The following is a 21,928-nucleotide window of genomic DNA, read 5'->3' as shown; positions in this document are numbered from 1 at the left end:
TCCACCGCTTCGTCGGGCGGTACGTCACCCGCCCCGCGTGAGCGCGGCGTCGATGCGACGCAGGGCCTCGTCCCGCCCCGCGAGCAGCAGCGTCTCTCCGATGCCCGGGCTCGTGGTGTTGCCGGTGATGGCGACCCGCACCGGCTGCGCCACCTTGCCCATGCCCACGCTGGAGGACTCGCTGACGGCCTTCACCACGCCGTCCAGCGACTCCACCGTCCACTCGGACAGCGCGGCGACGCCGTCGCGCACCTTGCGCAGCAGCACGAGCGAATCACCGACGAGGTGCTTGGCCGCGGCCTTCTCGTCGAGCGTGACGCCCGTGCCGAAGTAGAGCGCCGCCGTGGTGGCCATCTCCTCCAGCGTGCGAGCGCGCTCCTTGAGCGCATGCACCAGCGGAACCAGCCGCGAGTCGCCCTTCGCCTGGAAGCCCTTGGCCTCGAGGAAGGGCACCAGTCGCTCGGCGACGGTGGCCTCCGGCAGAAGCTTCATCCACTGCTGGTTGAGCCACAGCAGCTTCTCCGGGTTCCACACGCCGGACGTCGTGCCGACATCGGAGAAGTCGAACCACTCCTCCATCTGCTCGCGGGTGATGACCTCGTCGTTGCCGTGGCTCCAACCCAGGCGGATGACGAAGTTGCTCAGCGCCTCCGGCATGATGCCGGTGCGCTTGTGCAGCATCACATCCGCCTCCGGGTGCTTGCGCTTGGAGAGCTTCTCGCGGTCCGGCCCGAGGATGAGCGGCAGGTGCGCGAACTCGGGCGGCTGCCAGCCCAGTGCCTGGTAGAGCATCAGCTGCGGGAAGGTGGAGTTGACGTGCTCCTGCCCGCGCGCCACCAGGGTGATCTCCATCAGGTGGTCATCGATGACGCAGCCGAAGTTGTAGAGCGGGATGCCGTCCGCGCGCAGCATGACCCAGTCGTCCAGGTCCGAGTACGGCTTGGTGATGACACCCAGCGCCTTGTCGTCGAACGACACGGTGCCCTCGGTGGAGGGCATCTTGAAGCGGATGACGGCCTCCACCTCGCGACGGCCCGCCGGAGGACCCTTCAAGTCGCGGCACGTGCCCGGGTACTTGTAGAAGCCGCCGGACTTCTCCATCGACTCGCGCTGGGCCTCCAGGTCCTGCTTCGTGCAGTAGCAGCGGTAGGCCTTGCCCTCGGCGAGCAGCCGCTGGGAGTGCTCGCGATAGGTGTCCAGGCGCTGCGTCTGGAAGTAGGGCGCGTGCGGGCCCTCCTTGCCAGGGCCCTCGGTCCAGTCGATGCCCAGCCACACCAACCCGTCGAGGATGGCCTGCACCGACTCGGCGGTGGAACGCACGCGGTCGGTGTCCTCCATGCGAACAATGAACGTGCCGCCGAACCTCCGGGCCTGGAGGTAGTTCATCAGCGCCGTACGGGCACCGCCAATGTGGAGGTAGCCGGTGGGCGAGGGAGCGAAGCGGACGCGTGGGGCAGTGGGCATACGGGCGCGCGGATTAGCAGGGAGGCGGTAGGGGGTCAACGCGGATGGGCACGCTGAGGTATGGTGCGCGCCGAGGAGAGAAAGCGTATGTCGATTCGTCAGCTATTTCGCATGGGGATGGTGACGGTGGCGCTGTTGGGCGCCCTGCCCGCGGCCGCCACCACGCAGCTCCGGGTGGACCTGTCGCAGCTCTCCCGGGACTCGGACGCCGTCATCCACGGGGTCGTGCGTCGAGTGGAGAGCCGATGGAGCGGTGATGGTCGGCGCATCGTCACCGACGTCGAAGTCGAGGTGAAGGAGCCACTCAAGGGACAGCCTGGGGGCACGGTGCTCGTGACGCAGCCCGGCGGTCAGGTGGGCGATATCGGACAGGTGGTGCACGGGCTCGCATCGTTCAAAACGGGCGAGGAGGTCGTCATCTTCCTGCGCAAGCGCGGCACGCAGGCCTTCCGTCTCTCCGGTCAGGCCCAGGGCAAGTATCAGGTGGTGCGCGAGGAGGCGGGCAAGCCCGCGATGGCCGTCCCGGAGCCCTCGGAGGCGCTCCTGCTGGACCCCGTCACGCGTCAGCCGAGCACGGTGGTGGAGAAGCCGAGGACCCTCGCGGAGCTCAAGGCGGCCATCCGCGCCGCGCTGACGGAGCCGGCGCCGTGACGCCCGCGGCAACCCTGCTCGCGGTCCTCGTGCTGGGACAGTTCGACCCCTATGTCCGCAGTCGGGTGACTCCGGGCGATGACGCCACCCAGTGTCTGTACTGGACGCAGCCGAGCATCACCTGGAACCAGAGCAGCTTCGGCAATCCGGACACGACGAGCGACACGGAGTTCGAGGCCATCCGCGTCGCCTTCCAGAGCTGGGAGGACATCTTCGCCGCCTGCGGCAACCTGACGCTGCGGCAGGGCCCCGTCATCGACGAGCGCAAGGCGGGCTATCTGCGCGGACAGCAGAACCAGAACGTGGTGCTCTTCCGCACGAAGGTCTGTAGCGGGTTGGTGGCGGCCACGGACGCGTGTTGGAAGGCGGAGACGTGCGGCAATCAATACGACTGCTGGGATGACGACGAGAGCACCCTCGCCATCACCCTGACGACGTACGACAAGCGCTCGGGCATCATCTACGACTCGGATATCTCCTTCAACGCGAGCCAGTACGTCTTCACCACGGCGAATGGGCCCACCTGCTTTCCTCCCGTGACGACGAACTGTGTCTCCACCGACGTGCAGAACACCGCCACGCACGAGATTGGTCACTTCGTCGGCCTGGACCACACGCGCCTCGCGAGCTCCACGATGTTCCCGAGCGCTCAGGCCGGAGAAGTGTCCAAGCGGACCATCGACTCCGGCTCCCGCGACTTCGTCTGCTCTGTCTACGCCAAGGGCGGCGCCAGTCAGGCGTGTCTGCATCCGGTGATGAACGACGAACTGGGCCCCAAGGGTGGGGGCTGCTCCGCGACAGGCGCTTCGTCGCTCGGCCCCGCGCTGATGGCCTGGGTGCTGTGGCGGCGACGTCGTGCGCGGGAGGGCCGCTCATGAGGACGCGGTGGCTGCTGGGCCTTGTGCTCCTCGCCTCCTCGCCCGCCCTGGCGCAGGAGGAGTTCCCCTATCGTCGCACCGTCGTTCCGGGCAGGCCCTTGTGTCTGCTGTGGCCGGTGCGCGAGTACATCTACCACCTGGACGCGGACGGCAGCGCGCGCACGCCAGGGGACACCGAGGTCGCCGCCATCGAGGCGTCCTTCGAGTCCTGGCGACAGGTGTCGAAGACGTGCAGCGACTACGCCTTCAAGCGCGGTGACGACTGGAGCCTTCCCGTGGTCGTGGGCTACGACCAGGAGCGGCCCTTCGCCAACTACAACATCGTCACGTTCCGCGAGACGTCGTGTGATGACGTCGTCGCGGCGGACGACCCGTGCTGGGACGCGGAGACGTGCGGAAACCAGTACACGTGCTGGGAGCACGGCGATGGCACCATCGGCCTCACCACCTCCACGTTCAGCTTCACCGACGGCCGTGTGCTCGACTCGGACATCGAGCTGAACGCGTCCCAGCCCGGAGGCAGCACGGGCTTCCTCTTCACCACGGTGGACTCGCCGCCGTGCCTGGGCGTCCCGGCCACGAACTGCGTGGCCACGGACCTGCAGAACACCATGACGCACGAGATTGGCCACGTCGTGGGGCTGGACCACGTGCCCATCTCCGGGGCCACCATGGAGCCCACCGCGCCGCCGGGCGAGACGCGCAAGCGCATCATCGACGCGGGCTCCGCCGCCGGCTTCTGCTCCATCTATCCCCGGGGCCTTCCGCCCAATCAGTGCCTCATGCGCGCGGAGGCGGGCATCGTGCTCCTGGCGGACGGGCGGGGCACCGGTTGCGCCGCCGCTCCTGGCGCGGGTGTCATGGGGGCCTGGCTGGCTGCCGTGGCCTTCTTGCGCGGGAGGCGGCGGACGGGCGGACGTCGGGATGGCACTGCGTCCACACGCGAGCGGACTTAGAACGAAGAGCGTGGCTGTCGCTTTCTTCGACCTCGACAAGACGTTGATTGCCGCCAACTCCGGCTCGCTGTGGGTCCGCCGCGAGCTGGAGCTGGGGCACATCACCCGGTGGCAGGCCGTGCGCGCGAGCCTGTGGATTGCCCGCTACCACCTGGGCTTCGTGTCCATGCAGGACGCGCTGGAGCGCGCGGTCGCTCTGCTCGCGGGCTCGCGGGCCCGTCCCATCCAGCAGCGCACCGCGGACTTCTACGAGCAGACGGTGCGGTCGCTCTATCGCCCGGGTGCGCTCGTCGCCGTGGAGGAGCACCGCCGCGCCGGTGACAGGCTGGCGCTCTTGACGTCCTCGTCGGGCTACCTGTCGGAGTGGGTGGCGCGCGAGCTGCGGCTGGACGCGGTGCTCTGCAACCGCTTCGAGGTGGATGCCGAAGGTCTGCACACGGGCCGTCCGCTGGGGCCCATCTGCTTCGGCGAGGGCAAGCTCACGTACGCGGAGGGCTACGCTCGCGAAGTGGGCGTGCCGCTGGCCGCGTGTGCCTTCTACACGGACTCGTACTCCGACTTGTCCGTGCTGGAGGTGGTGGGGCGGCCGGTGGCCGTGCATCCCGACCACCGGCTCAAGCGCGAGGCCCGGAAGCGAGGCTGGCCGGTGGTGAGCTGGGGTGTTCCGTCCGGAGGGGGCGCCATGTCCTTGCCGCCCGCGCCTCCGGTGGTGCCTTCCACCGGGCCCTGAGCGCGCGACGCCCAAGGCCCGGCGAGTCGCGCGGACCTCAGCGGCGCGGCGCGACCAACCGCATGCTGAAGGTGTAGTCCACGTTCACCGGATGGCCCTGGTACATGATGGGCTTGTAGGTGCGGGACTGGAGCGAATCCAGCACCGGCTTCTCCATGTACGTGACGGACTTGATGACGCGGCACTTCTCCACGCGGCCCTTGGTGGTGATGGTGCAGCGGACAATCATCACGCCCTCGGCCTTCGCCGCCATCGCCTCGCGCGTGTAGACGAGGTCCTTGCTCTGGTCGACCATCTCCGGGCGGGACATGTCCTCGTTGTAGGGCAGCACGTCGCCGCGCGCGGAGGCGAGCGCCGCGGTGGGCAGCACCGGCACCGCCAGCCCACCCGACACGCCCTTGGCCTGCGTCGCCGCCGCCGCACCCACGCCGCCCGCGGTCTGCGGAGCCGCCGGCTCGGCGGCAATCGCCTGGGTGGGCGAGAGCAGCACCGGCGCGGACATTCCACCCGGCGTCGCCACGGGCTCGGCCACTTCGACTTCGTCCGTGGCGGCGGAGGCGGACGCCACCTCCACGCCACCGCCCCGACCCGCGCCACCCCGGCGCTTCTGGAGCTTCTGCGACAGCACCACGTCACCGGAGCCGCCCGTGACGACGGTCTCCATCTGGTAGCCCTCCATCGCGAAGGTGAGCTCCACGGTGATGGAGCCGTCCTGTCCCGCCGGCAGCTCCAGGGTGAAGGGCGTCGTGCCGCGCTCCTTGCCCCGGTAGAAGACGCGCGCGCCGCTGGGCTGGCTCATCAGCTTGAAGCGGACCTTGTGCGCGCCGGCGGGAATGGGCGCCTCCTGCGCGGGCGCCGTGGGCGGAGCCTGCACGGGGGCCTGCGCCACCGCCTCCGGCTTCGTCTCCGGCGGCTTGACGGGGTCCTTGTTGCTCATGAAGAAGACGGCGCCCACGGCGACGAGTCCCGCCACCGCCAGTCCGCCCAGTCCGCCGATGGCCAGCGTGCGCTGACGGGCGCGCTGGACGGCCACCGGCACCTCCACGCTGATGTCCACCGCGAGCGTGTCACCAGAGTCCGTCCCCGAGCTGCCGGCGCTGGAGAACAGCGGGGAGGGGTAGGGGCCCGTCGTCGTCGCGCCACCGGGGCGCTTGAAGATGCCGCTGTTGCCGCCCGCGGACATGCTCGCCTCGCGCAGGCCCTCCAGCAGCTCGTCCATCGTCTGGAAGCGACGCGCCGGGTCCTTCTCCAGGCAGCGGCGCACCACCGCCTCGATTTCCGGCGGCACCGCGATGTCCGGGCGCAGCTGCTGGAAGGTGGGCGGGGCTTCCTTGTAATGAGCGAAGATGAGTTCGATGTGGTCCCGCGCGATGAACGGCGGGCGCCCCATCAGCATCTGGAAGAGGACGATGCCCAGCGAGTACACGTCGCTGCGCGCGTCCGTCGCGTTGCGCGCCTGCTCCGGCGCCATGTACTGCGGCGAGCCGAGGAACGTGCCGTTCTGGGTGATCTCCGGGGCGATCTGCCCTTCCTGCGGCTCGGCCACCGACTTCACGAGCCCGAAGTCCAGGACCTTGACCAGGTCCTGATCCTGCTCGTTGAGCAGCATGATGTTCGCGGGCTTCAGGTCCCGGTGGATGATGCCCAGGCTGTGCGCCTCGCGCAGCGAGCGGCAGATCTGCTGGGTGATGGCGATGGCGCGCGACCACGACAGCGGCCCCACCTGCCCGAGCACCTGGGCCAGCGTGCGGCCGTCCAGGTACTCCATGGCGATGTAGAAGATGCCATCGTCCGTCTGCCCGTAGTCGATGACGGTGACGGTGTTGGGATGGCGCAGCTTCGAGGTGAGGGAGGCCTCGCGCAGGAAGCGCTTCTGGAAGCCGGGGTCCCGGGTGCTGGAGTAGCTGGGGTTGAGGACCTTGAGCGCGACGACTCGCTCCAGGGGGGCCTGGAGGGCTCGGTAGACCTTTCCCATGCCGCCGATACCCAGGGGATCCAGGATGCTGAATCGACCGTTCAGGGTCCGGCCGATGAGCGGATCCGCGCCCGTCGCGGCGGGCGTCTCGGGGTTCGGCGAGTCGCCCTTGATCATTCGTACCCCCTGACTACAAGCAACATGGATTCTCCAGGAGTGTGCCGGGTACGCATCAAACCATATCTCCACTTCCGGACGCACTCCCGGCCTCGCGGATCCACGACGTACCAAGGCGGCTGACAGCACACACCTGGGCCGTCGGGTGTGGGACGGTCCATTTCACCCCGCATTGAACTCCTTCACGGCCCGGACTACCGTGAGTCCACCCGCGCGCCAGGGCTGAAGCGGGCGGGGACGCCCCCCATGGCAGACACCCCCAACTCCCCCGTCGTGGATGCACAGCTTCGCCGCGCCTCCGTTCAGGAGCGTCTTGGCGCGCTGGAGGTCGAGCAGGCGCGACTGCGCCAGGAGCTGGTCTCCCTGTCGGGAGAGCTGCGACTGCCGGGCCTCTATCTCACCCTGGACGCGGCGGGCACCAGCGCGCTGCTGGTGGCGGACGCGGTCCAGGAGGTGGTCCGTCTGGTGGAGCTGGAGCCGCTGCCGGGAGCCCCCCCTCATGTCGCGGGGACCTTCATCTACAGAGGAAGCCCCGCTGTCGCCGTGGACCTGGCCGTGCTGCTGGGCGTGACGCGCGAGCCGGCGCTGGATGCGCACCTGGTCATCTGCAAGGGCGCTCGGCCGGTCGCCGTGCTGGTGGACAGGGTCCGCGACCTTGTCGAGGCGCCGGTGCTCGTGGAGGGCACTCCGGATGGTGACGTGGCCCTGCCGTGGGATGGCACCGGGTTGATGGCGGGCCTGTGCCGGACGCCCGAGGGGATTCGCCCGCTGCTGCGCATCTCCGCGGTGCTGGTGGGGTCGGAGGAGACGTGAGCGAGGCCGTCCTCGACGACGCGACGCTCGTGAAGGTCGAGGAGGTCCTCCGGGCCGCCTGCGGCCTGACGCTCGCGCACAGCCTGCGACGCTCATTGGAGACGGCGCTGGCGCGCTCCGCGGAGTCTCGCGGCCTGGAGCCCGAGTCCTTCCTGCGCGGCCTCTTGCGGCGGGACGCGCAGGCGGTGGAGACCTTCATCGAGTACGCCGTCATCGGCGAGACGTACTTCTTCCGTCACCCGGAGCACCTTCGCTCGCTCGCGCGGCTGGCGCTTCCCCAGGCCGGCCCGTTCTTCCAGGTGTGGAGCGCGGGCTGCGCCAGCGGCGAGGAGCCCTATAGCATCGCCATGGCGTTGCTCGCGGCGGGCGTGCCGGAGGGGCAGTTCCACGTGCTGGCCACGGACGTGTCGGGCCGGGCGTTGGAGCGCGCGCGGGACGGGCTGTATGGCCCCTGGTCCCTGCGCCACATCGAGCCGGAATTGGAGCGGCGCTTCCTGGAGCCTCGGGGCGAACAGCTCTCCGTCGTGGCCCAGGTGCGGCGTATGGTGGAGTTCCGTCGTCACAACCTGGCCACGGAGCCGCCACCCCTGAGCGCACCGAGCGCCATCTTCTGCCGCAATGTCCTCATCTACTTCCCACCGGAGCTGGTGCGGCGGGTGCTGGAGCACTTCGTCTCCGTGCTCGCGCCGGGGGGACTGCTCTTCGTCTCGCCCGCCGAGGTGCCCCTCACCAACGGGCTGGGCCTGGAGGCGGTGGACGCCGAGGGCAGCGTGGCGCTGAGGGTTCCTCCTCCCGGATGGACGCGTCCCGCGCCGCCCACTCCGCGCGCCGTTCGCGACGCCGCCACCGCCCTGCGTGCCGCGGCGCGCGCGCTGCCGCCTCGTCCTCCGCCCCCCGTGGAGCCTCCGCCGAAGCCCGTCGTCGTGGCCCCGACGGCGACGCCCCCCGTCTCCGCCCTCAAGGACCCGATGGCGCGCGCGGTGGACGCGGCGCGGGCCGGACAGTTCGAGGAAGCGGAGGCGCTGGCGCGCGAGGCCGCGAAGGCGCTGGTGCCGGAGGCGTACCTGCTGCTGGCGATGGTGGCGGAGGGGCGCGGAGAGCTGAACGGGGCGGTGGAGGCGGTGCGCAAGGCGCTGTATCTGGACCCGAGGTTGGCGCTCGGTCACGCGACGCTGGTGGCGCTCTATGGGCGCATGGACCGGCCCGAGGACGCGGAGCGCGCACGACAGAATGCGCTGCGCGCGCTCGAGGGGCTGGACGACGAGCAGCCGTTGCGCGGAGTGGAAACGATGACCGCCGGAGGCCTGAGGCAGGCCCTGGCTCCAAGAACGCAGTCCGGCTGGCAGGGTGTGCGCTGATGGCGCGCGTCCTTCACCGGTGGGAGGCAACGTGGACGACAAAGAGACGAAGCTGACGCTGCCGGGACGGCTCGCGGTGGGACGCCTCAGCCTGCGTTTCAAGATTGTCGCCGTGACGGGCGTGACGGGCGTGCTGGTGGCCGGCATCCTCATCCTCGCCTTCTGGGTGCAGATGAGCGGTGCGCAGCGGGAGGACCTGGCGCGGCGCTCGCGCTCGGTGAGCTCGGAGCTGTCCAGGACGCTGGCGCCCATGCTGGTGGCCAACCAGGACGCAAGCCGCATCCAGGCCACGGCGCACGGCGTGCTGCGCCACGTGCCCGACGTGGCCTACGTGCTGGTGCGCGACGCGAAGGGCGAGCTGTTGGCGGAGGTCGCCGCGGAGCGCTTCGCGGGCGCGGACCAGCCGTCCGCCGAGGGCGAGGACGCGGTGGAGCGCAGGCTCGTCATCCACGGCGAGTCGGTGCTGGAGTCCACCGTGCCCGTGCTCGCGCCGCAGGGGGGCTCCAACCGCCGCGTGGGCACCGTGCAGGTGGCGCTCCACGAGGAGGCGCTCACCAACGCGCTGAAGGGCACCACGCGCTTCACCCTGGTGCTCGGCCTCTTCATCCTGTCCGCGTGCCTGCTGGCGTCGTGGTTCATGTCGGGCCTGCTCGTCGTCCCGCTGGAGCGGCTGGCGCGCGCGGCGTCGGGCATCGCGGGCGGAAACCTGCGCCAGCAGTTCGACACGGTGGCCTCGGATGAGATTGGCGAGGTGTCGCGCAGCTTCGCGGCCATGTCCGAGGGCCTGGCGCACCTGCTGGAGGACCTGCGCGGCGCGGCGGCGGAGATGGAGAAGGAAGCCGTCGGGGTGCTGACCACGTCCACGCAGCAGTCGGCCATGGCGCACCAGCAGGCCTCCGCCATCAGCGAGACGAGCACCACCGTGGCCGAAATCGCCCAGACGTCCAAGCAGGCGACCGCCTACGCGGACTCCGTCATCTCCCAGACGCAGAAGTCGGAGGTGCTCAGCACCGAGGGCCAGAAGGTCGTCTCGGAGAGCGTGGCCGGAATGGAGAAGCTGGGCGAGCAGGTGAAAGCCATCGCCCTGTCCATTACCGACCTGAGTGAGCGCACCCTTCAGATTGGCGACATCATCAGCACCGTGAAGGACGTCGCTGAACAGTCCAACCTGCTGGCGCTCAACGCCTCCATCGAGGCGGCCAAGGCGGGTGAACACGGGCGCGGCTTCGCGGTGGTGGCCACCGAGATGCGCACCCTGGCGGAGCAGTCCCGATTGGCCGCGGAGCAGGTGCGCGGACTGCTCAACGAAGTGCAGAAGGGAACGCGCGCGGCCGTCAGCGCGACGGAAGAGGGAAGCCGGCGGGCACAGGCCGCGATGGAGCTGGCGCGCGGCGCGGGCTCGGCCATCCTCGGACTGTCCGAAGTCATTCGCGAGTCGTCCGGAGCGGCCCGACAGATCGCCGGCAATACCCGGCAGCAGACGATTGGCGTCGAGCAAATCGCCGCGGCGATGGGCGAGCTGACGTCCGCCATGGGAGACTCCGTCATAGGGACGCGACGCATCGAACAGGTGGCTGGAAACCTGACCAATCTCTCGAAGCGCTTCTCGGACCTGGTGGGTAGGTACCAGCTATGAACGCGAACGTGGCGACGTCACGACAGGCCTTGAAGGTCCTCATCGTCGAGGACACAAGGACCATCACCAACTTGCTCCAGGTCTACCTGATGGGATGGGGATTGGAGTTCTTCGACGCGCCCAACGGCGTGGAGGGTTTGAGCAAGGCAAGAGACCTCAAGCCCGATCTCATCATCTCCGACGTGCAGATGCCGCTGATGGACGGGTTCGCCCTGTGCGCGGCCGTCCGCGCGGACACCCAGTTGCACAACATTCCCTTCATGATGCTCACCTCCCTGAAGGACGACGCGAGTCGCCAGAAGGGCAAACTTGTGGGTGCCAACGCGTTCCTCAACAAGCCGGTGTCGGTGGATGACCTGCGCTCGAAGGTGAGTGACATGTTGAAGCTGCCCGCGAAGACCCGGTGATGCCCGCATGCCGAGTGACGAGGTCAAGGTGAACGACTCCTTGGGCCCCCAGCCCCAGCTCGACGTTTCCCACGCGCCCGGGGTGAGCGCGGACAAGCGCCGCGAGGTGCTCGGCGCCCGCGCGCGTGCCCTGGCCGAATCTCGTCACGAGGAGCACCACGAGGTGCTGTCGGTGCTCGCCTTCCAGGTGGGAGGCGAGCGCTACGCGGTGCGCATCGAGCACGTGGACCATGTGCTGGAAGCGCGCGGCATCTCCCCGTTGCCTGGCGCGCCGCCGCATGTGCTGGGCGCGCTGGCCAGCCGCTCGCGGGTGGTGCCGGTGTTGGACCTCCGCCAGTTGCTCGGGCTGGAGGGCGGCGGCATGTCGGACCTGGGAAAAATCGTGGTGGTGGAGGTCGGTGAGGAGACGTTCGGCCTGGCGGCGGAGTTGGTGGAGGGCCGCAAGGAGTTGCCGAAGTCCGAGCTCTCGGAGCCTCCGCCGGGACCCTTCTTGTACCTGACTCCGGACCGGCTGACGGTGCTGGAGTTGGAGCAGCTCGGAGGCCCGGCCGGCCAGGCGCGGGAATAGAGGCGCGACATGGACCCGCAGCTCTTGCGCAGCATCTGGCCGGTGTTCTCCGCGGAGACGCGTGAGCAGATCCAAGCCATTGGAGCGAAGGTGCTCGGGTTGGAGGGCCCGGCTCGCGAGCGCGAGGCGGACCTGTTGCCCTCGCTCAAGCGACTGGTGCACAGCCTCAAGGGCTCGGCGGCGAGCCTGGGGCTGGACGACATCGAGCAGGTGGTGCACGCCATCGAAGACGGGCTGACCCACATCGAGCCGGATACAGGCCTGCCTCGCGCCGCCGTGGAGTCCATGCTGCGCGGCCTGTCCGGCATCGAAGCGGCCATGGCCCGGGGTGACGCCGGACAGTCTCCCGAAGTGGAGGGCCTGAGCGCGCTCCTGAAGCTGCTGGGGCGCGACGTCTCCATTCCCCAGTCGACGACGGTGGCCTCGGGCCTGTCCGCCCAGGGGATGGAGGCGCTGGACTTCCTCGAGGCCTCGCTCGGCGCGCTCTGCTCTCCGGACGTCCCGGACAGGGCGGCCGTCGTGCGCAAGGCGATGGAGCGGGCGCGCACGCTGCGAGGCGCGGCGCAGGAGTCCGGCGCCACGCGACTGGCGACGCTGGCCGAGTCCGCCGCGCTGGGCTTCGCGCGCATGGAGCCCGGAGGTGACGCGGCGAGCCTGGCCGCTTCCGACGTGGCCGGTACGCTGGTGGAGCTGCGGGCCCAACTGGAAGAGGGTGGCGCGCAGGGCAACATGGCGCGCACGGTGGATGCGCTGCGTGCCGTGCCCGCGCCGACTCCCGCTGACTCGGGCACCCCAGGCGCGCAGACGACCGCGCCGCAGCCGGAGGTGCGAGGTACCACGGCCGACCACACGGTGCGCGTGGCGGTGAAGACGCTCGAGTCACTGGCGCTCCAGGTGGAGCTGCTCGTGGCGGGGCGCGCGCAGCAGGCGCGGCGCTCCGAGGGCTATCGCGCGCTGTCGGACGGGACGCATGAGGTGCTGCGACACCTGGAGCGCGCGTCGTCGCAGCTCACGCTGGCGGGTGGCGGGCCGGCGCTGGAGTCGCTGCGCTCCGGCGTGGCGCTGATGCGGACGATGCAGAAGCGTCTGCTGGAGGTGTCGCGCGAGGCGCACCGCGACGGCGAGCAGCTGGCGCTGGTGGCGCAGGTGGCGCGCGATGACCTGCGCGATTTGCGCATGGTGCCCGCGTCCCAGCTCCTGGAGCCGCTGCGCCGCACCGTGCGCGAGGTGGCCACGCGACTGGGCAAGGACGTGGCGCTGGAACTCACCGGCGGCGATGTGCGGTTGGACCGGCGCATCCTCGATGCGCTCAAGGACCCACTGCTGCACCTGGTGCGCAACGCCATCGACCACGGGCTGGAGTCGCCGGCGGAGCGGCGTGCCGCGGGCAAGCTGGAGACGGGCCGCCTGACGGTGCGAGTGGAGCCTCGAGGCGCGCGCATTGGCGTGGTGGTGGAGGACGATGGCTACGGCCTGTCACCGGAGCGCGTGCGCGCCACGGCCGTGCGACGGGGGCTGCTGTCGGAAGAAGAGGCCGCCCGGCTCTCCGACGCGCAGGCCGCGCGGCTGGTGTTCCAGCCGGGCTTCTCCACGCGAGAGCAGGTGACGGCGACCTCGGGACGCGGCGTGGGGCTGGACGTGGTGCAGGCCATGGCGGCGCGGCTCCAGGGCTCCGTCGACGTGGAGTTCTGGGCCGGCCGGGGCACGCGCTTCACGGTGGACCTGCCGCTGACGCTGGCCTCCGCGCTGGGGCTCCTGGTTCGCACGGGCACGACGGTGTCCGCCATTCCTTCCGACAGCGTGGAGCGCGTGCTGCGCCTGAAGCCCGAGGACGTGGGCACGGTGGCGGGGCGCGTGGTGGCCCGCGTGGACGGCTCGCAGCTGACCTTCCTGCCGCTGGCGGAGGCCATTGGCCTGCCCCGGCTTCCCCTGGCCATCGAGTCGGGGAACGTGCAGACGGCGGCGCTGATTGTCGTTGGCGGCGACAAGGTGCTGTACGCCATCGACGAGGTGGTGGGGCAGCAGGAAATCGTCGTGCGCTCCCTGGGTAAACATCTCCAAACCGTGCGGCACCTCGCCGGCGCGGCGGTGCTGGATGACGGTCGCGTGGTGCCGGTGCTCAACGCGCCGGAGCTCGTTCGCGTGGCCCGGCCGGAGACGCGCTCGATGGCGGCGGAGGTGCGGCGTCCGCGCATCCTCGTGTGCGACGACGCGCTCACCACGCGCTTCGCCATGAAGTCGCTGCTCGAGATTGCCGGCTTCCCGGTGGTGACGGCGGCGGACGGTGAAGAAGCGTGGGGCATCCTGGAGCGCACGCCGTGTCAGCTCGTCGTGAGTGACTGGCAGATGCCGCGACTGGATGGCGTGGGGCTCGCCCGACGCATCAAGTCCCACCCGACGCTGCACTCCACACCCGTCATCCTCGTCACCTCGCTCGACAGTCCGGAGGACCGCGCCGCGGGGCTCGAGGCGGGCGCGGACGGCTACCTCGTCAAGCGCGAGGTGGAGCGCGGCAAGCTGCTCGAACTCGTGCGGCAGCTCCTGCCGACCCGCTGAAGTCGCTCAGGAACTAGAGGCTCCCGGAGGTCCCAGCTCCGCCGGGAGCTGGAGGACCCAAGGGTGTACGCCCGGGGCAGGGGAGCGCACGCTGCCGCCGAGTCGCCGCGTGAGTTCTCCCAGCAACATGAACGGGCGCTCACCTGGCTCGCGTCCTCCTTCTGTCGATGCGGCCAGTCGCCAGCAGCGCATGGGTTCGAGCAACTCCAGTTGAAGTGTCACGGACGTGGCATGCGTCGACGCGAGCCCGCGCACCAGGGCTCGCACCCAGGCCTCCAACTGCGCCGGGCTTGCCTTCACCATCACCGCCCGGTCCGGCACCGCCAGCGCGACACTCCACCGGGACGCCCGCTTCGTATCGGGGCCGAACGCCGAGTGGAGCAGTGGACACAGGTCCGTGGCGCTGCCTCGTCCCAGCCGGAAGTCGATGAGGGCCCGCTGGTCCTGGGCCGAGCGCATCATCCGGTCCAGATAGCGCTGCATCGTCGCGCTCAAGGGACCGGCGGTGCCCTTCATCATCATGTCCAGGTAGCCCTTGATGACCATCAACGGGGTTCGCAGGTCATGTGCCGCGAGCGAGCGGCGCTGCTCCCAACTGGCCGCGTTGCGTTCCTGTTCGCGTCGTGAGGCCAACAGGCGCGCGTGGCGGGCTTCGGCGGCGGACTCGCGGGCATGCGCGGCGAGCAGGGCGCTCGCGAAGGCGGACAGTCGTTCGAGCACCCGCTCGTCCGAGCGTCCTGTTCGCTCGGGCCACACCTTCAGGAGCCGTCCGCCTCCCGACGATGGACCGGCGACGCCCGTGCCCGCCCTGGCCACGCAGGTGCGCCCATCATAGAGGGCCGCGCCGGAGGCCTCCGTCAGCCGGAGCGTCTCGCGCAGCAGCAACTCCATCCCCGCATGGGAGCCACAGCGCAGCGCGCGCTCGGCCACCGCCGCGAGCGCCTGCTCCACCCCTGCGTCGAGCGTGAGGTCCACGCTCCGCCCACTCCAAGCACCGGCTTGCACGCGCAGAGGTATGGGCACGCCTCGGTCAGGGCGCAACACTGCCCACGGAGGGCAAAGAAAGGGACGCCTACCGGCAATCCTTTACCCACGTCCGCCGACGGGCTCCCGACTTTTTACTGTCCCGCGGGGCAGGGTGATCGCCCAAACCCGCCCAACTCCTCGCATGCACCCCTTGGCCGGACCCTTGCTAACGGCCACTGCGACGGGCGGCGGAAGGGACGAATGGGGACTCTCGACTACTACGCGGCAATCGCAAGACTCGCTCCGGGGGCCCTGGCCCTCAGTGCGATGCGGCGAGTGCAAGGCGTGGCACGGCAGGCGCGATATCGAAGGCGCGAGCGCACCGATGAGGTGTTGCTGCTTCAAGCCTTCGGCGCGGCCCGTGCGGAGGAGCTGGCGGAAAGAGCCCTCGGCAATCGAGCCTCCCGTGTCTGGTGTGAGCTGTCCCAGCGTGACTCCGTGCTGGAGGCGCTCGCGGCCATTCCCGGAGCGCGTGAGCGTGCCAGGGCCCGCGCCCAGGCCGCGCTCCGTCAGGAATGGGACGTCTTTGGAACGCGCGTCGCCTTTGGTGAGGGCCGCCCGGTGGACTGGTCGCTGGACGCGCTCAGTGGCCACCGATATCCGCTGGCCCCCGTGGATCGGATGCCGCTCCACTCGAAGGGGAATGACCCGAAGTACCCCTGGGTGATGGGGCGGCTCGACAGCGCCATCGCGCTGGCCCAGGGCTACTGGGTGGAGAAGTCACCGGACGAGCGCGACAGGCTCTCCTCCGCCTTCGCCATGCAGGTGCTCGACTTCCTGCAGGCCAATCCCGTGGGGCAGGGCGTCCACTGGACGTGCGCCATGGAGGTGGCGCTGCGCGCGGCCAATCTCGCGCAGGCGCTGGTCATGTTCTCCGATGCCGCCGTGGTGCGCCGTCCGGAGTTCCTGGTGCCGGTGCTGGGCTCGCTCGCGGACCATCTGTCCTGGGTGGAGGCGCATCTCGAGGACCGGGGCGCGGTGCCCAACAACCACCTCGTCTCCAACTACGTCGGCCTGCTCGTGGTGGGGCTGCTCTTCCCCCAACTGCCGGACACGTCGCGCCAGGTGTCGGTGGCGGTGTCGGGCCTGTGCGAGCAGATGTCCGCGCAGGTGCATGTCGAGGGCACGTCCTTCGAGGGCTCCATTCCCTACCACCGGCTGTCGGTGGAGCTGTTCACCCTGGCGCTGCTGGTGGCGCGGGGCTCGGGCGTGGCGCTCGGCACGGCCTATGAGACGCGCCTGCGCAGGATGTTCCATGTCGTGCGCGCGTGGTGCTCGGAGACGGGGCTGGCGCCGCAGTTGGGTGACAACGACTCCGGTCGCGTCTTCCCCCTGCGGGAGCGGGGCGACCTGGAGCAGGGCTATCTGGTGGGCCTGGGCGCGGCCCTCTTCGGAGACGCGGGCCTGGGAGGCGGCGAGCCGCCGGACGAGGCGGCGTGGCTCCTGGGCCAGGCGGGCATGGAGCGTCACCGTCGGCTGTCGCCCGCGGCGCCTTCTCTGTCCGTGAGCTTTCCCGAGGGAGGCTTCCACGTGCTGCGGGGCGCGGGAGCCGTCGTCACGGTGAGCGCGGGCAAGCAGGGGCAGCGCGGAGTGGGCGGGCACAGCCACAACGACAAGCTGTCCTTCGAGTTGCACCTGGGCGGCCGTCCTCTCATCGTCGACCCTGGCACGGGCTCGTACACGAGAGAGCCGGCGATGCGGAACGCGTTTCGTGGCACGGCCGCGCACAACACCGTGCAGGTGGATGGGGCGGAGCAGGCCCCGTTGGACCCCGCGCGGTTGTTCGCGCTGCCCGAGGGTGCGAAGGCGCGCGTGGTGGCCTTCCTTCCTGGCTCGAGCGTGGACAGATTGCGTGTCCGTCATGATGGGTACCGCATGCTCCCCGCGCCGGTGGGCATCGAGCGCACGTTCCGGTTGAACCGGCACGAGCGCGCGTTGGCGGGGTGCGACAGCTTCATCGGCACCGGGCAGCACGAAGTCATTGGACGCTTTCATCTCCCCGACGAGCAGGCGCGGCGCGTGACGCCGGATGCGCAGGTGCTCGCCCGGGCGCAGCGCGCGGCGGAGGAACCGCTGGAGTTCGAGCCCCTCGCGGTGGAGCTGGGCCCCGCGGGCGCGCCGCTCGCATGGATTCTGCTGGAGCGCGGACTGGAGTCTGGACTGGTGGCGTCTGGGTATTCACCCGGCTACGGGCGGGTGGTGCCGGCGATGACGGTGGAGTTCCGGAGGCAGGTGAAGCCTCCGACGGGTTTGAGGTGGTTGGTTGTCTTCAGGTGAGTTTCGGGTCGGGGCGTGACCGTCTTGACGGCACGTCGCATCAGGAGAGGTGAGGACGATGAGGGTGATGGTCGGCAGCCCGCTGTTGGAGCGTATTCGTCGGCGGGAGGCGAAGGTCGGTGTGGTGGGGTTGGGGTACGTCGGTCTTCCTTTGGGTATGGCGTTCGCGGAGGCGGGCTTCCCGGTGTTGGGGCTCGACGTCGACAAGCGCAAACTCGACAAGATTGAGAAGGGCGAGAGCTACATCAAGCACATCCCCAGCGGGCCGCTGGCGGAGCTCACGAAGTCCGGCAAGCTGAAGGCGACGAACGACTTCGCGAAGGCGAAGGACCTGGACTGCGTCATCATCTGCGTGCCCACGCCGTTGACGGCTTCGCGTGAGCCGGACATGAGCTACATCATCCAGACGGGTGAGTCGCTCGCGCCGCACGTGCGCCGGGGACAGCTCTTCATCCTGGAGTCCACGACGTACCCGGGCACCACCGAGGAGGTGCTCAAGCCCCTGCTCGAGAAGAACGGCCTCAAGGCGGGCGTGGACTTCCACCTGGCCTTCAGCCCCGAGCGCGAGGACCCGGGCAACAAGAACTTCAACACGAAGACGATTCCGAAGATTGTCGGTGGCTACACCCCGGAGTGCTCCGAGGTGGCGGCCGCGCTGTACGGCAGCGCGCTGAAGGAAGTGGTGCCGGTGTCCTCCACCCGCGTGGCGGAGCTCGCCAAGCTGCTGGAGAACATCTACCGCTGCGTGAACATCGCCATGGTCAACGAGATGAAGATGCTCTGCGACCGGATGAACGTGGACGTGTGGGAGGTCATCCAGGCCGCCAGCACCAAGCCCTTCGGCTTCCAGCCGTTCTACCCGGGCCCGGGTCTCGGTGGGCACTGCATCCCCATCGACCCGTTCTACCTGACGTGGAAGGCGCGCGAGTACGAGTTCCACACCAAGTTCATCGAGCTGGCCGGCGAGGTGAACTGGCAGATGCCGTACTACGTGGTGCAGCGCACCATGGAAGCGCTCAACAAGAGCCGCAAGACGCTCAACGGCGCGCGCGTGCTCTGCCTGGGCGCCGCGTACAAGAAGGACATCGACGACATGCGCGAGAGTCCTTCCCTGCGCATCATGACGCTCCTGGCGGAGAAGGGCGCGGACATCAGCTACCATGACCCGTACGTGCCCGAGCTGCACAAGGGCCACGGCTTCAACATGGAGATGAAGTCCGTCCCGTTGGTGCCGGAGAAGCTGGGCGACTACGACGTCGTCATCATCCTCACGGACCACTCCAACATCGACTACGCGGCGGTGGTGGCGAATTCGTCGTGTGTGATTGACACCCGCAACGCGACCAAGGGCGTGTCCCTGGGCCGCGAGAAGGTGACCAAGGCGTAAGCAGGGGCCCGGAAGCCGACCCTCCGGGCAGGGGTCCACGACTCCAGGTGTCGGGAGGGGCACCTGGGGTCGGCGGACCTGCTCGTCTTGCGGGGTGGTTTGGGTACAGTGGGGGCCGTGAATTCCCTCACCCGACCCGTTCTCCCCTTGCTGGCGGCCTCGGCCGTGTTGCTGGCGGCGACGCCCGCGCAGGACTCGCGACTGACGCTGCTCGATGCGATGTCGAGCGAGCTGTCGCGCAACCAACAGCAGCTCAAGCTCCAGAGCCACGAGCCGCCGTACTTCATGAGCTACCAGCTCAAGGACTACGCGCAGGAGGTCGTGGCCGCGCGTTATGGCGCCGTCTTCCTGGACGACGGCTACCGCGAGCGTCGGCTCTACGTCGACACGCGGGTGGGCGACTATGCCTTCGACAGCTCGGTCGAGGAGGGGCTGGAGTTCTCCTTCTCCACCAAGGGCACCAGCTACACCTCGCGCAAGGAAGGCCCGCTGGATGACTCGCCGCTGGCGCTGCGCACCGCGCTGTGGCTCATCACCGACGAGAAGTACAAGTCGGCGCTCTTCCAGTTCCTGAAGAAGAAGGGCGAGGACGTCTACTCGGTGGAGGACCCGAAGCGTCCGGCCTCCTTCACGAAGGAGAAGGCGAGCAGCTTCGTCCAGCCGCCGGTGGCGAACCCGTTCAACCGCGAGCGCTGGGTGAAGCTGTCGCGTGAGGTGTCCGCGCAGTTCAACGCGCATCCGGAGATCTTCGATTCGGAGGTCCGAGTCACCTCGGACAAGGTGACTCGGCTGTTCGTGTCCACGGAGGGCACGCGGCTGGTGACGGAGGAGACGTTGTATGGGCTCCATGTCACGGCGGTGACGCGGGCGCCGGACGGGCAGCTCCTGGATGACTCGCGGGACTTCTACGCGCCCACGGAGGCGGGGCTCCCGGACGATGAGCGTGTGCGCGCGGCGGCGGCGAAGGTCATCGAGGAGCTGCTCGCTCTGCGGCAGGCTCCCGCCATCGACCCGTACTCGGGGCCCGCCATTCTCGCGCCGGAGGCCTCGGGCGTGCTCTTCCACGAGACGGTGGGGCACCGGCTGGAGGGCGACAGGCAGGATGGGGACAACGAGGGGAAGACCTTCAAGGGGCAGATCGGGAAGCTGGTGCTGCCCGCGTTCCTGTCCATCCACGATGACCCGTCCCAACGTGCACTGGCCGGGGAGCCGCTCAACGGGTACTACCTCTATGACGAAGAGGGAGTGAAGGGGCAGCGGGTGACGCTGGTGGAGAAGGGCGTGCTGCGAAACTACCTGCTGGGTCGACGTCCGGTGGATGGGTTCCTCAACTCCAACGGACACGGGCGCAGCCAGGGCACGCTGAAGCCGGTGGCGCGCATGGCGAATCTGATGGTGGAGAGCACGCGGCAGGTGAGCGATGCGAAGCTGAAGCAGATGCTCATCGACGAGGCGAAGCGGCAGAACAAGCCCTATGGCCTCATCATCCGCGACATCACCGGGGGCAACACCAACACGTCCAGCTACGGCTACCAGGCCTTCAAGGGGGTTCCGCGCATGGTGTACCGGGTGGATGTGAAGACGGGAAAGGAGTCGCTGGTGCGTGGCGTGGAGATTGTGGGCACGCCGCTGTCAGCGGTGAACCGCATCATGGCCACCGGCGAGAAGCGGGGCATCTTCAACGGCTTCTGCGGCGCGGAGAGCGGCAATGTGCCCGTGTCCACGGTGGCGCCCGCGGCGCTGCTTCAGGAGATCGAGCTCCAGCGCGCGGTCGAAGGCAAGGACCGTCCGCCCATCCTCCCCAGCCCGACGACACTGCAGGCGTCGCCGGCTCGCGAGAAGCCCTGATTCGCCAATGCGGGGGGCCTGGCACAAAGAACGTCCGGCACCGCCGGGCGGATGGCCGGAGAGCGGCGCGGTGCTCCTGAGGGGAGCCCGCGTCGTGTGGCGTCTGTTGTCGGCTCGAGCCGCTGATTCAGGCGCGGAGGGCAACTGGCCTGGTTGGAGCCTCGCTGTGCCGCGAGCGAGGACTGGCGTCGTGTGGAGTCATGCGAAGTCCCGGGACGTAAGTTGCGTCGCGAGGAGTCTGTTGAGCCGCATGGCGCCGCGAGCAAGGACTGGCGTTGCGTGGAGTCGTGCGACGTCTCATGACGAAGGTCGTGTCGCGAGGAGTCTGCTGTCCGCGTTGGGTGTCCTGTTCGTGCTCCTCGTGGGCGGTGTCGGAGGCGCGGAACCCCTGCCCACGGGCGAAGCGTGGTTGGAGTTGGTGCATGAGGACAGGCTGAGCCCGGGTGGTAACTGGGAGCTCATCTCGGTGGAGTCCACGTTGGATGGACGCCCCCTGCCATCGGCCCCAGAAGATGGCGCGCGGAGCGCGTCGGGCGGTCCCCGGCATGAGCTGCCGCTCGGGCTGCACTGGCTCGACGTGACGACGGTGTATGAGGGACGCTCGGACGTCTTCTCGTACGTGGAGGGCTATCGCTTCGTGATGCGCGGGCGCGTGACGCTCGACGCGCGGCCCGGCGACACGGTGCGCATCACCTCCACGGCGTATGAGCGCGACGGCGTCACCGTGCAGTGGCAGCAACGTCCCGCCTTCCTGCTCATGGGGCAGCCCCAGTCAGCGGTGGTGGGAATCGAGTACGGCGCCGCTGCGAACAGGCCGCTCCCGGAGGACGTGGCGGCGCGGGTCGTCGATGAGGTGCTCGCGGAGGCTCGACGGCTGTCTCCCATTCAATCCGTGGCCACGGCCTCCGTGTCCTCTGGTGCCGAGCCTCCTGGCACCTGCGAACTGGAGCCCATCTTCTTCGCCTTCTTCGACACCCGACTCTCCCCGGACGGGGAAGCCTCGCTGCTGCGCGCGGCGGACTGTCTTCGTGAGCGTCCGAGCCTGCGCGTCCGGCTGCGGGGCCACGCGGATGTGCTGGGGACCGAGTCCGTCAACGCGTCGCTGGGCTTGGGGCGCGCTCAGTCCGTGGCAGCGAGGCTCGAGGCGCTCGGCGTGGAGGGAAGCCGCCTGCTGCTGGAGACGCACGGCGCGGACCAGCCTCCGTGTGATGACGGGACTCCAGGGTGCTTCGCGCGCAGCCGCCGCGTGGAGTTGGTCGCGGAGCCGTCGCCTCTCTGAGT

General features: G+C 69.4%; 17 protein-coding genes. 14 read left to right on the top strand and 3 right to left on the bottom strand.

Going from position 1 to position 21,928, the window contains the following annotated elements; translation table 11 throughout:
* Positions 1 to 24 precede the first annotated feature (24 nt).
* Positions 25 to 1,464, bottom strand: a complete 1,440-nt coding sequence (gene gltX, locus HUA78_RS15115; protein ID WP_174476547.1) for a glutamate--tRNA ligase — start codon at positions 1,462 to 1,464, stop codon at positions 25 to 27.
* An 87-nt stretch (positions 1,465 to 1,551) separates the two neighbouring features.
* On the opposite strand from gltX, the gene HUA78_RS15110 reads away from it, so the two are divergent.
* The 4 genes from HUA78_RS15110 to HUA78_RS15095 are packed head-to-tail and all read left to right on the top strand — an operon-like array spanning position 1,552 to position 4,679.
* Entirely contained in the window at positions 1,552 to 2,115 is a 564-nt protein-coding gene (locus HUA78_RS15110) for a hypothetical protein (protein WP_141644727.1), read from the top strand.
* Positions 2,112 to 2,993 carry a myxosortase-dependent metalloprotease, MXAN_2677/MXAN_2678 family gene (locus tag HUA78_RS15105; protein ID WP_174476546.1) on the top strand — a complete coding sequence of 294 codons (882 nt, stop codon included), beginning with the start codon at positions 2,112 to 2,114 and terminating at the stop codon, positions 2,991 to 2,993. Before HUA78_RS15110 ends, HUA78_RS15105 begins: the two co-directional genes overlap by 4 nt.
* Positions 2,990 to 3,949, top strand: a complete 960-nt coding sequence (locus HUA78_RS15100) for a myxosortase-dependent metalloprotease, MXAN_2677/MXAN_2678 family (RefSeq protein WP_174461910.1) — start codon at positions 2,990 to 2,992, stop codon at positions 3,947 to 3,949. Before HUA78_RS15105 ends, HUA78_RS15100 begins: the two co-directional genes overlap by 4 nt.
* Before the next feature lie 10 nt (positions 3,950 to 3,959).
* Positions 3,960 to 4,679 carry an HAD family phosphatase gene (locus tag HUA78_RS15095; protein ID WP_174461911.1) on the top strand — a complete coding sequence of 240 codons (720 nt, stop codon included), beginning with the start codon at positions 3,960 to 3,962 and terminating at the stop codon, positions 4,677 to 4,679.
* A 37-nt stretch (positions 4,680 to 4,716) separates the two neighbouring features.
* Here HUA78_RS15095 and HUA78_RS15090 read toward each other — a convergent pair whose 3' ends face one another.
* The gene (locus HUA78_RS15090) at positions 4,717 to 6,771 is read right to left on the bottom strand and encodes a TonB family protein (protein ID WP_174465993.1); all 2,055 of its coding nucleotides are present in this window, start codon (positions 6,769 to 6,771) and stop codon (positions 4,717 to 4,719) included.
* 246 nt (positions 6,772 to 7,017) lie between these two features.
* Between HUA78_RS15090 and HUA78_RS15085 the strand changes: the two genes are divergently transcribed.
* From HUA78_RS15085 to HUA78_RS15060, 6 genes are read left to right on the top strand one after another with little or no spacing between them, the layout of a single operon-like run.
* Positions 7,018 to 7,584 (top strand): chemotaxis protein CheW, encoded by a 567-nt coding sequence (locus tag HUA78_RS15085; RefSeq protein WP_141644722.1) that lies wholly within the window; start codon positions 7,018 to 7,020, stop codon positions 7,582 to 7,584.
* Positions 7,581 to 8,942: a protein-glutamate O-methyltransferase CheR gene (locus HUA78_RS15080; protein ID WP_174476545.1), complete on the top strand. Its 1,362-nt coding sequence runs from the start codon at positions 7,581 to 7,583 to the stop codon at positions 8,940 to 8,942. The genes HUA78_RS15085 and HUA78_RS15080 overlap by 4 nt, the downstream gene beginning before the upstream one ends.
* Before the next feature lie 31 nt (positions 8,943 to 8,973).
* On the top strand, positions 8,974 to 10,578 hold the full coding sequence (locus HUA78_RS15075; RefSeq protein ID WP_371745583.1) for a methyl-accepting chemotaxis protein: 1,605 nt from the start codon (positions 8,974 to 8,976) through the stop codon (positions 10,576 to 10,578).
* Positions 10,575 to 10,985, top strand: coding sequence for a PleD family two-component system response regulator (locus HUA78_RS15070; RefSeq protein WP_141644719.1), 411 nt, complete (start codon positions 10,575 to 10,577; stop codon positions 10,983 to 10,985). The genes HUA78_RS15075 and HUA78_RS15070 overlap by 4 nt, the downstream gene beginning before the upstream one ends.
* A 7-nt stretch (positions 10,986 to 10,992) precedes the next feature.
* Positions 10,993 to 11,553: a chemotaxis protein CheW gene (locus tag HUA78_RS15065; protein WP_141644718.1), complete on the top strand. Its 561-nt coding sequence runs from the start codon at positions 10,993 to 10,995 to the stop codon at positions 11,551 to 11,553.
* Between the two features lie 9 nt (positions 11,554 to 11,562).
* Positions 11,563 to 14,109, top strand: coding sequence for a response regulator (locus tag HUA78_RS15060; protein ID WP_174461914.1), 2,547 nt, complete (start codon positions 11,563 to 11,565; stop codon positions 14,107 to 14,109).
* A 6-nt stretch (positions 14,110 to 14,115) separates the two neighbouring features.
* Here the strand turns inward: HUA78_RS15060 and HUA78_RS47265 are convergent, their stop codons facing one another.
* Positions 14,116 to 15,084 (bottom strand): histidine kinase dimerization/phospho-acceptor domain-containing protein, encoded by a 969-nt coding sequence (locus HUA78_RS47265; protein ID WP_174454983.1) that lies wholly within the window; start codon positions 15,082 to 15,084, stop codon positions 14,116 to 14,118.
* A 318-nt stretch (positions 15,085 to 15,402) separates the two neighbouring features.
* Here HUA78_RS47265 and HUA78_RS15050 point away from each other — a divergent pair, with 318 nt between their 5' ends.
* The 4 genes from HUA78_RS15050 (at position 15,403) to HUA78_RS15035 (ending at position 21,926) form a co-directional block, all read left to right on the top strand.
* Entirely contained in the window at positions 15,403 to 17,412 is a 2,010-nt protein-coding gene (locus tag HUA78_RS15050; RefSeq protein ID WP_371745580.1) for an alginate lyase family protein, read from the top strand.
* 67 nt (positions 17,413 to 17,479) lie between these two features.
* On the top strand, positions 17,480 to 18,799 hold the full coding sequence (locus HUA78_RS15045) for a nucleotide sugar dehydrogenase (RefSeq protein WP_174455257.1): 1,320 nt from the start codon (positions 17,480 to 17,482) through the stop codon (positions 18,797 to 18,799).
* Positions 18,800 to 18,916: 117 nt separating this feature from the next.
* Entirely contained in the window at positions 18,917 to 20,647 is a 1,731-nt protein-coding gene (locus HUA78_RS15040) for a TldD/PmbA family protein (RefSeq protein WP_246137863.1), read from the top strand.
* Between the two features lie 337 nt (positions 20,648 to 20,984).
* A complete protein-coding gene (locus HUA78_RS15035; protein WP_174476544.1) occupies positions 20,985 to 21,926 on the top strand; it encodes an OmpA family protein in 942 nt (313 codons plus the stop codon).
* Positions 21,927 to 21,928: the final 2 nt, after the last annotated feature.

It is taken from the genome of Myxococcus sp. CA033 (assembly GCF_013336625.1).
Taxonomy (GTDB): Bacteria; Myxococcota; Myxococcia; order Myxococcales; family Myxococcaceae; genus Myxococcus; species Myxococcus llanfairpwllgwyngyllgogerychwyrndrobwllllantysiliogogogochensis.
This window is presented reverse-complemented; position numbering and strand designations above follow the sequence as displayed.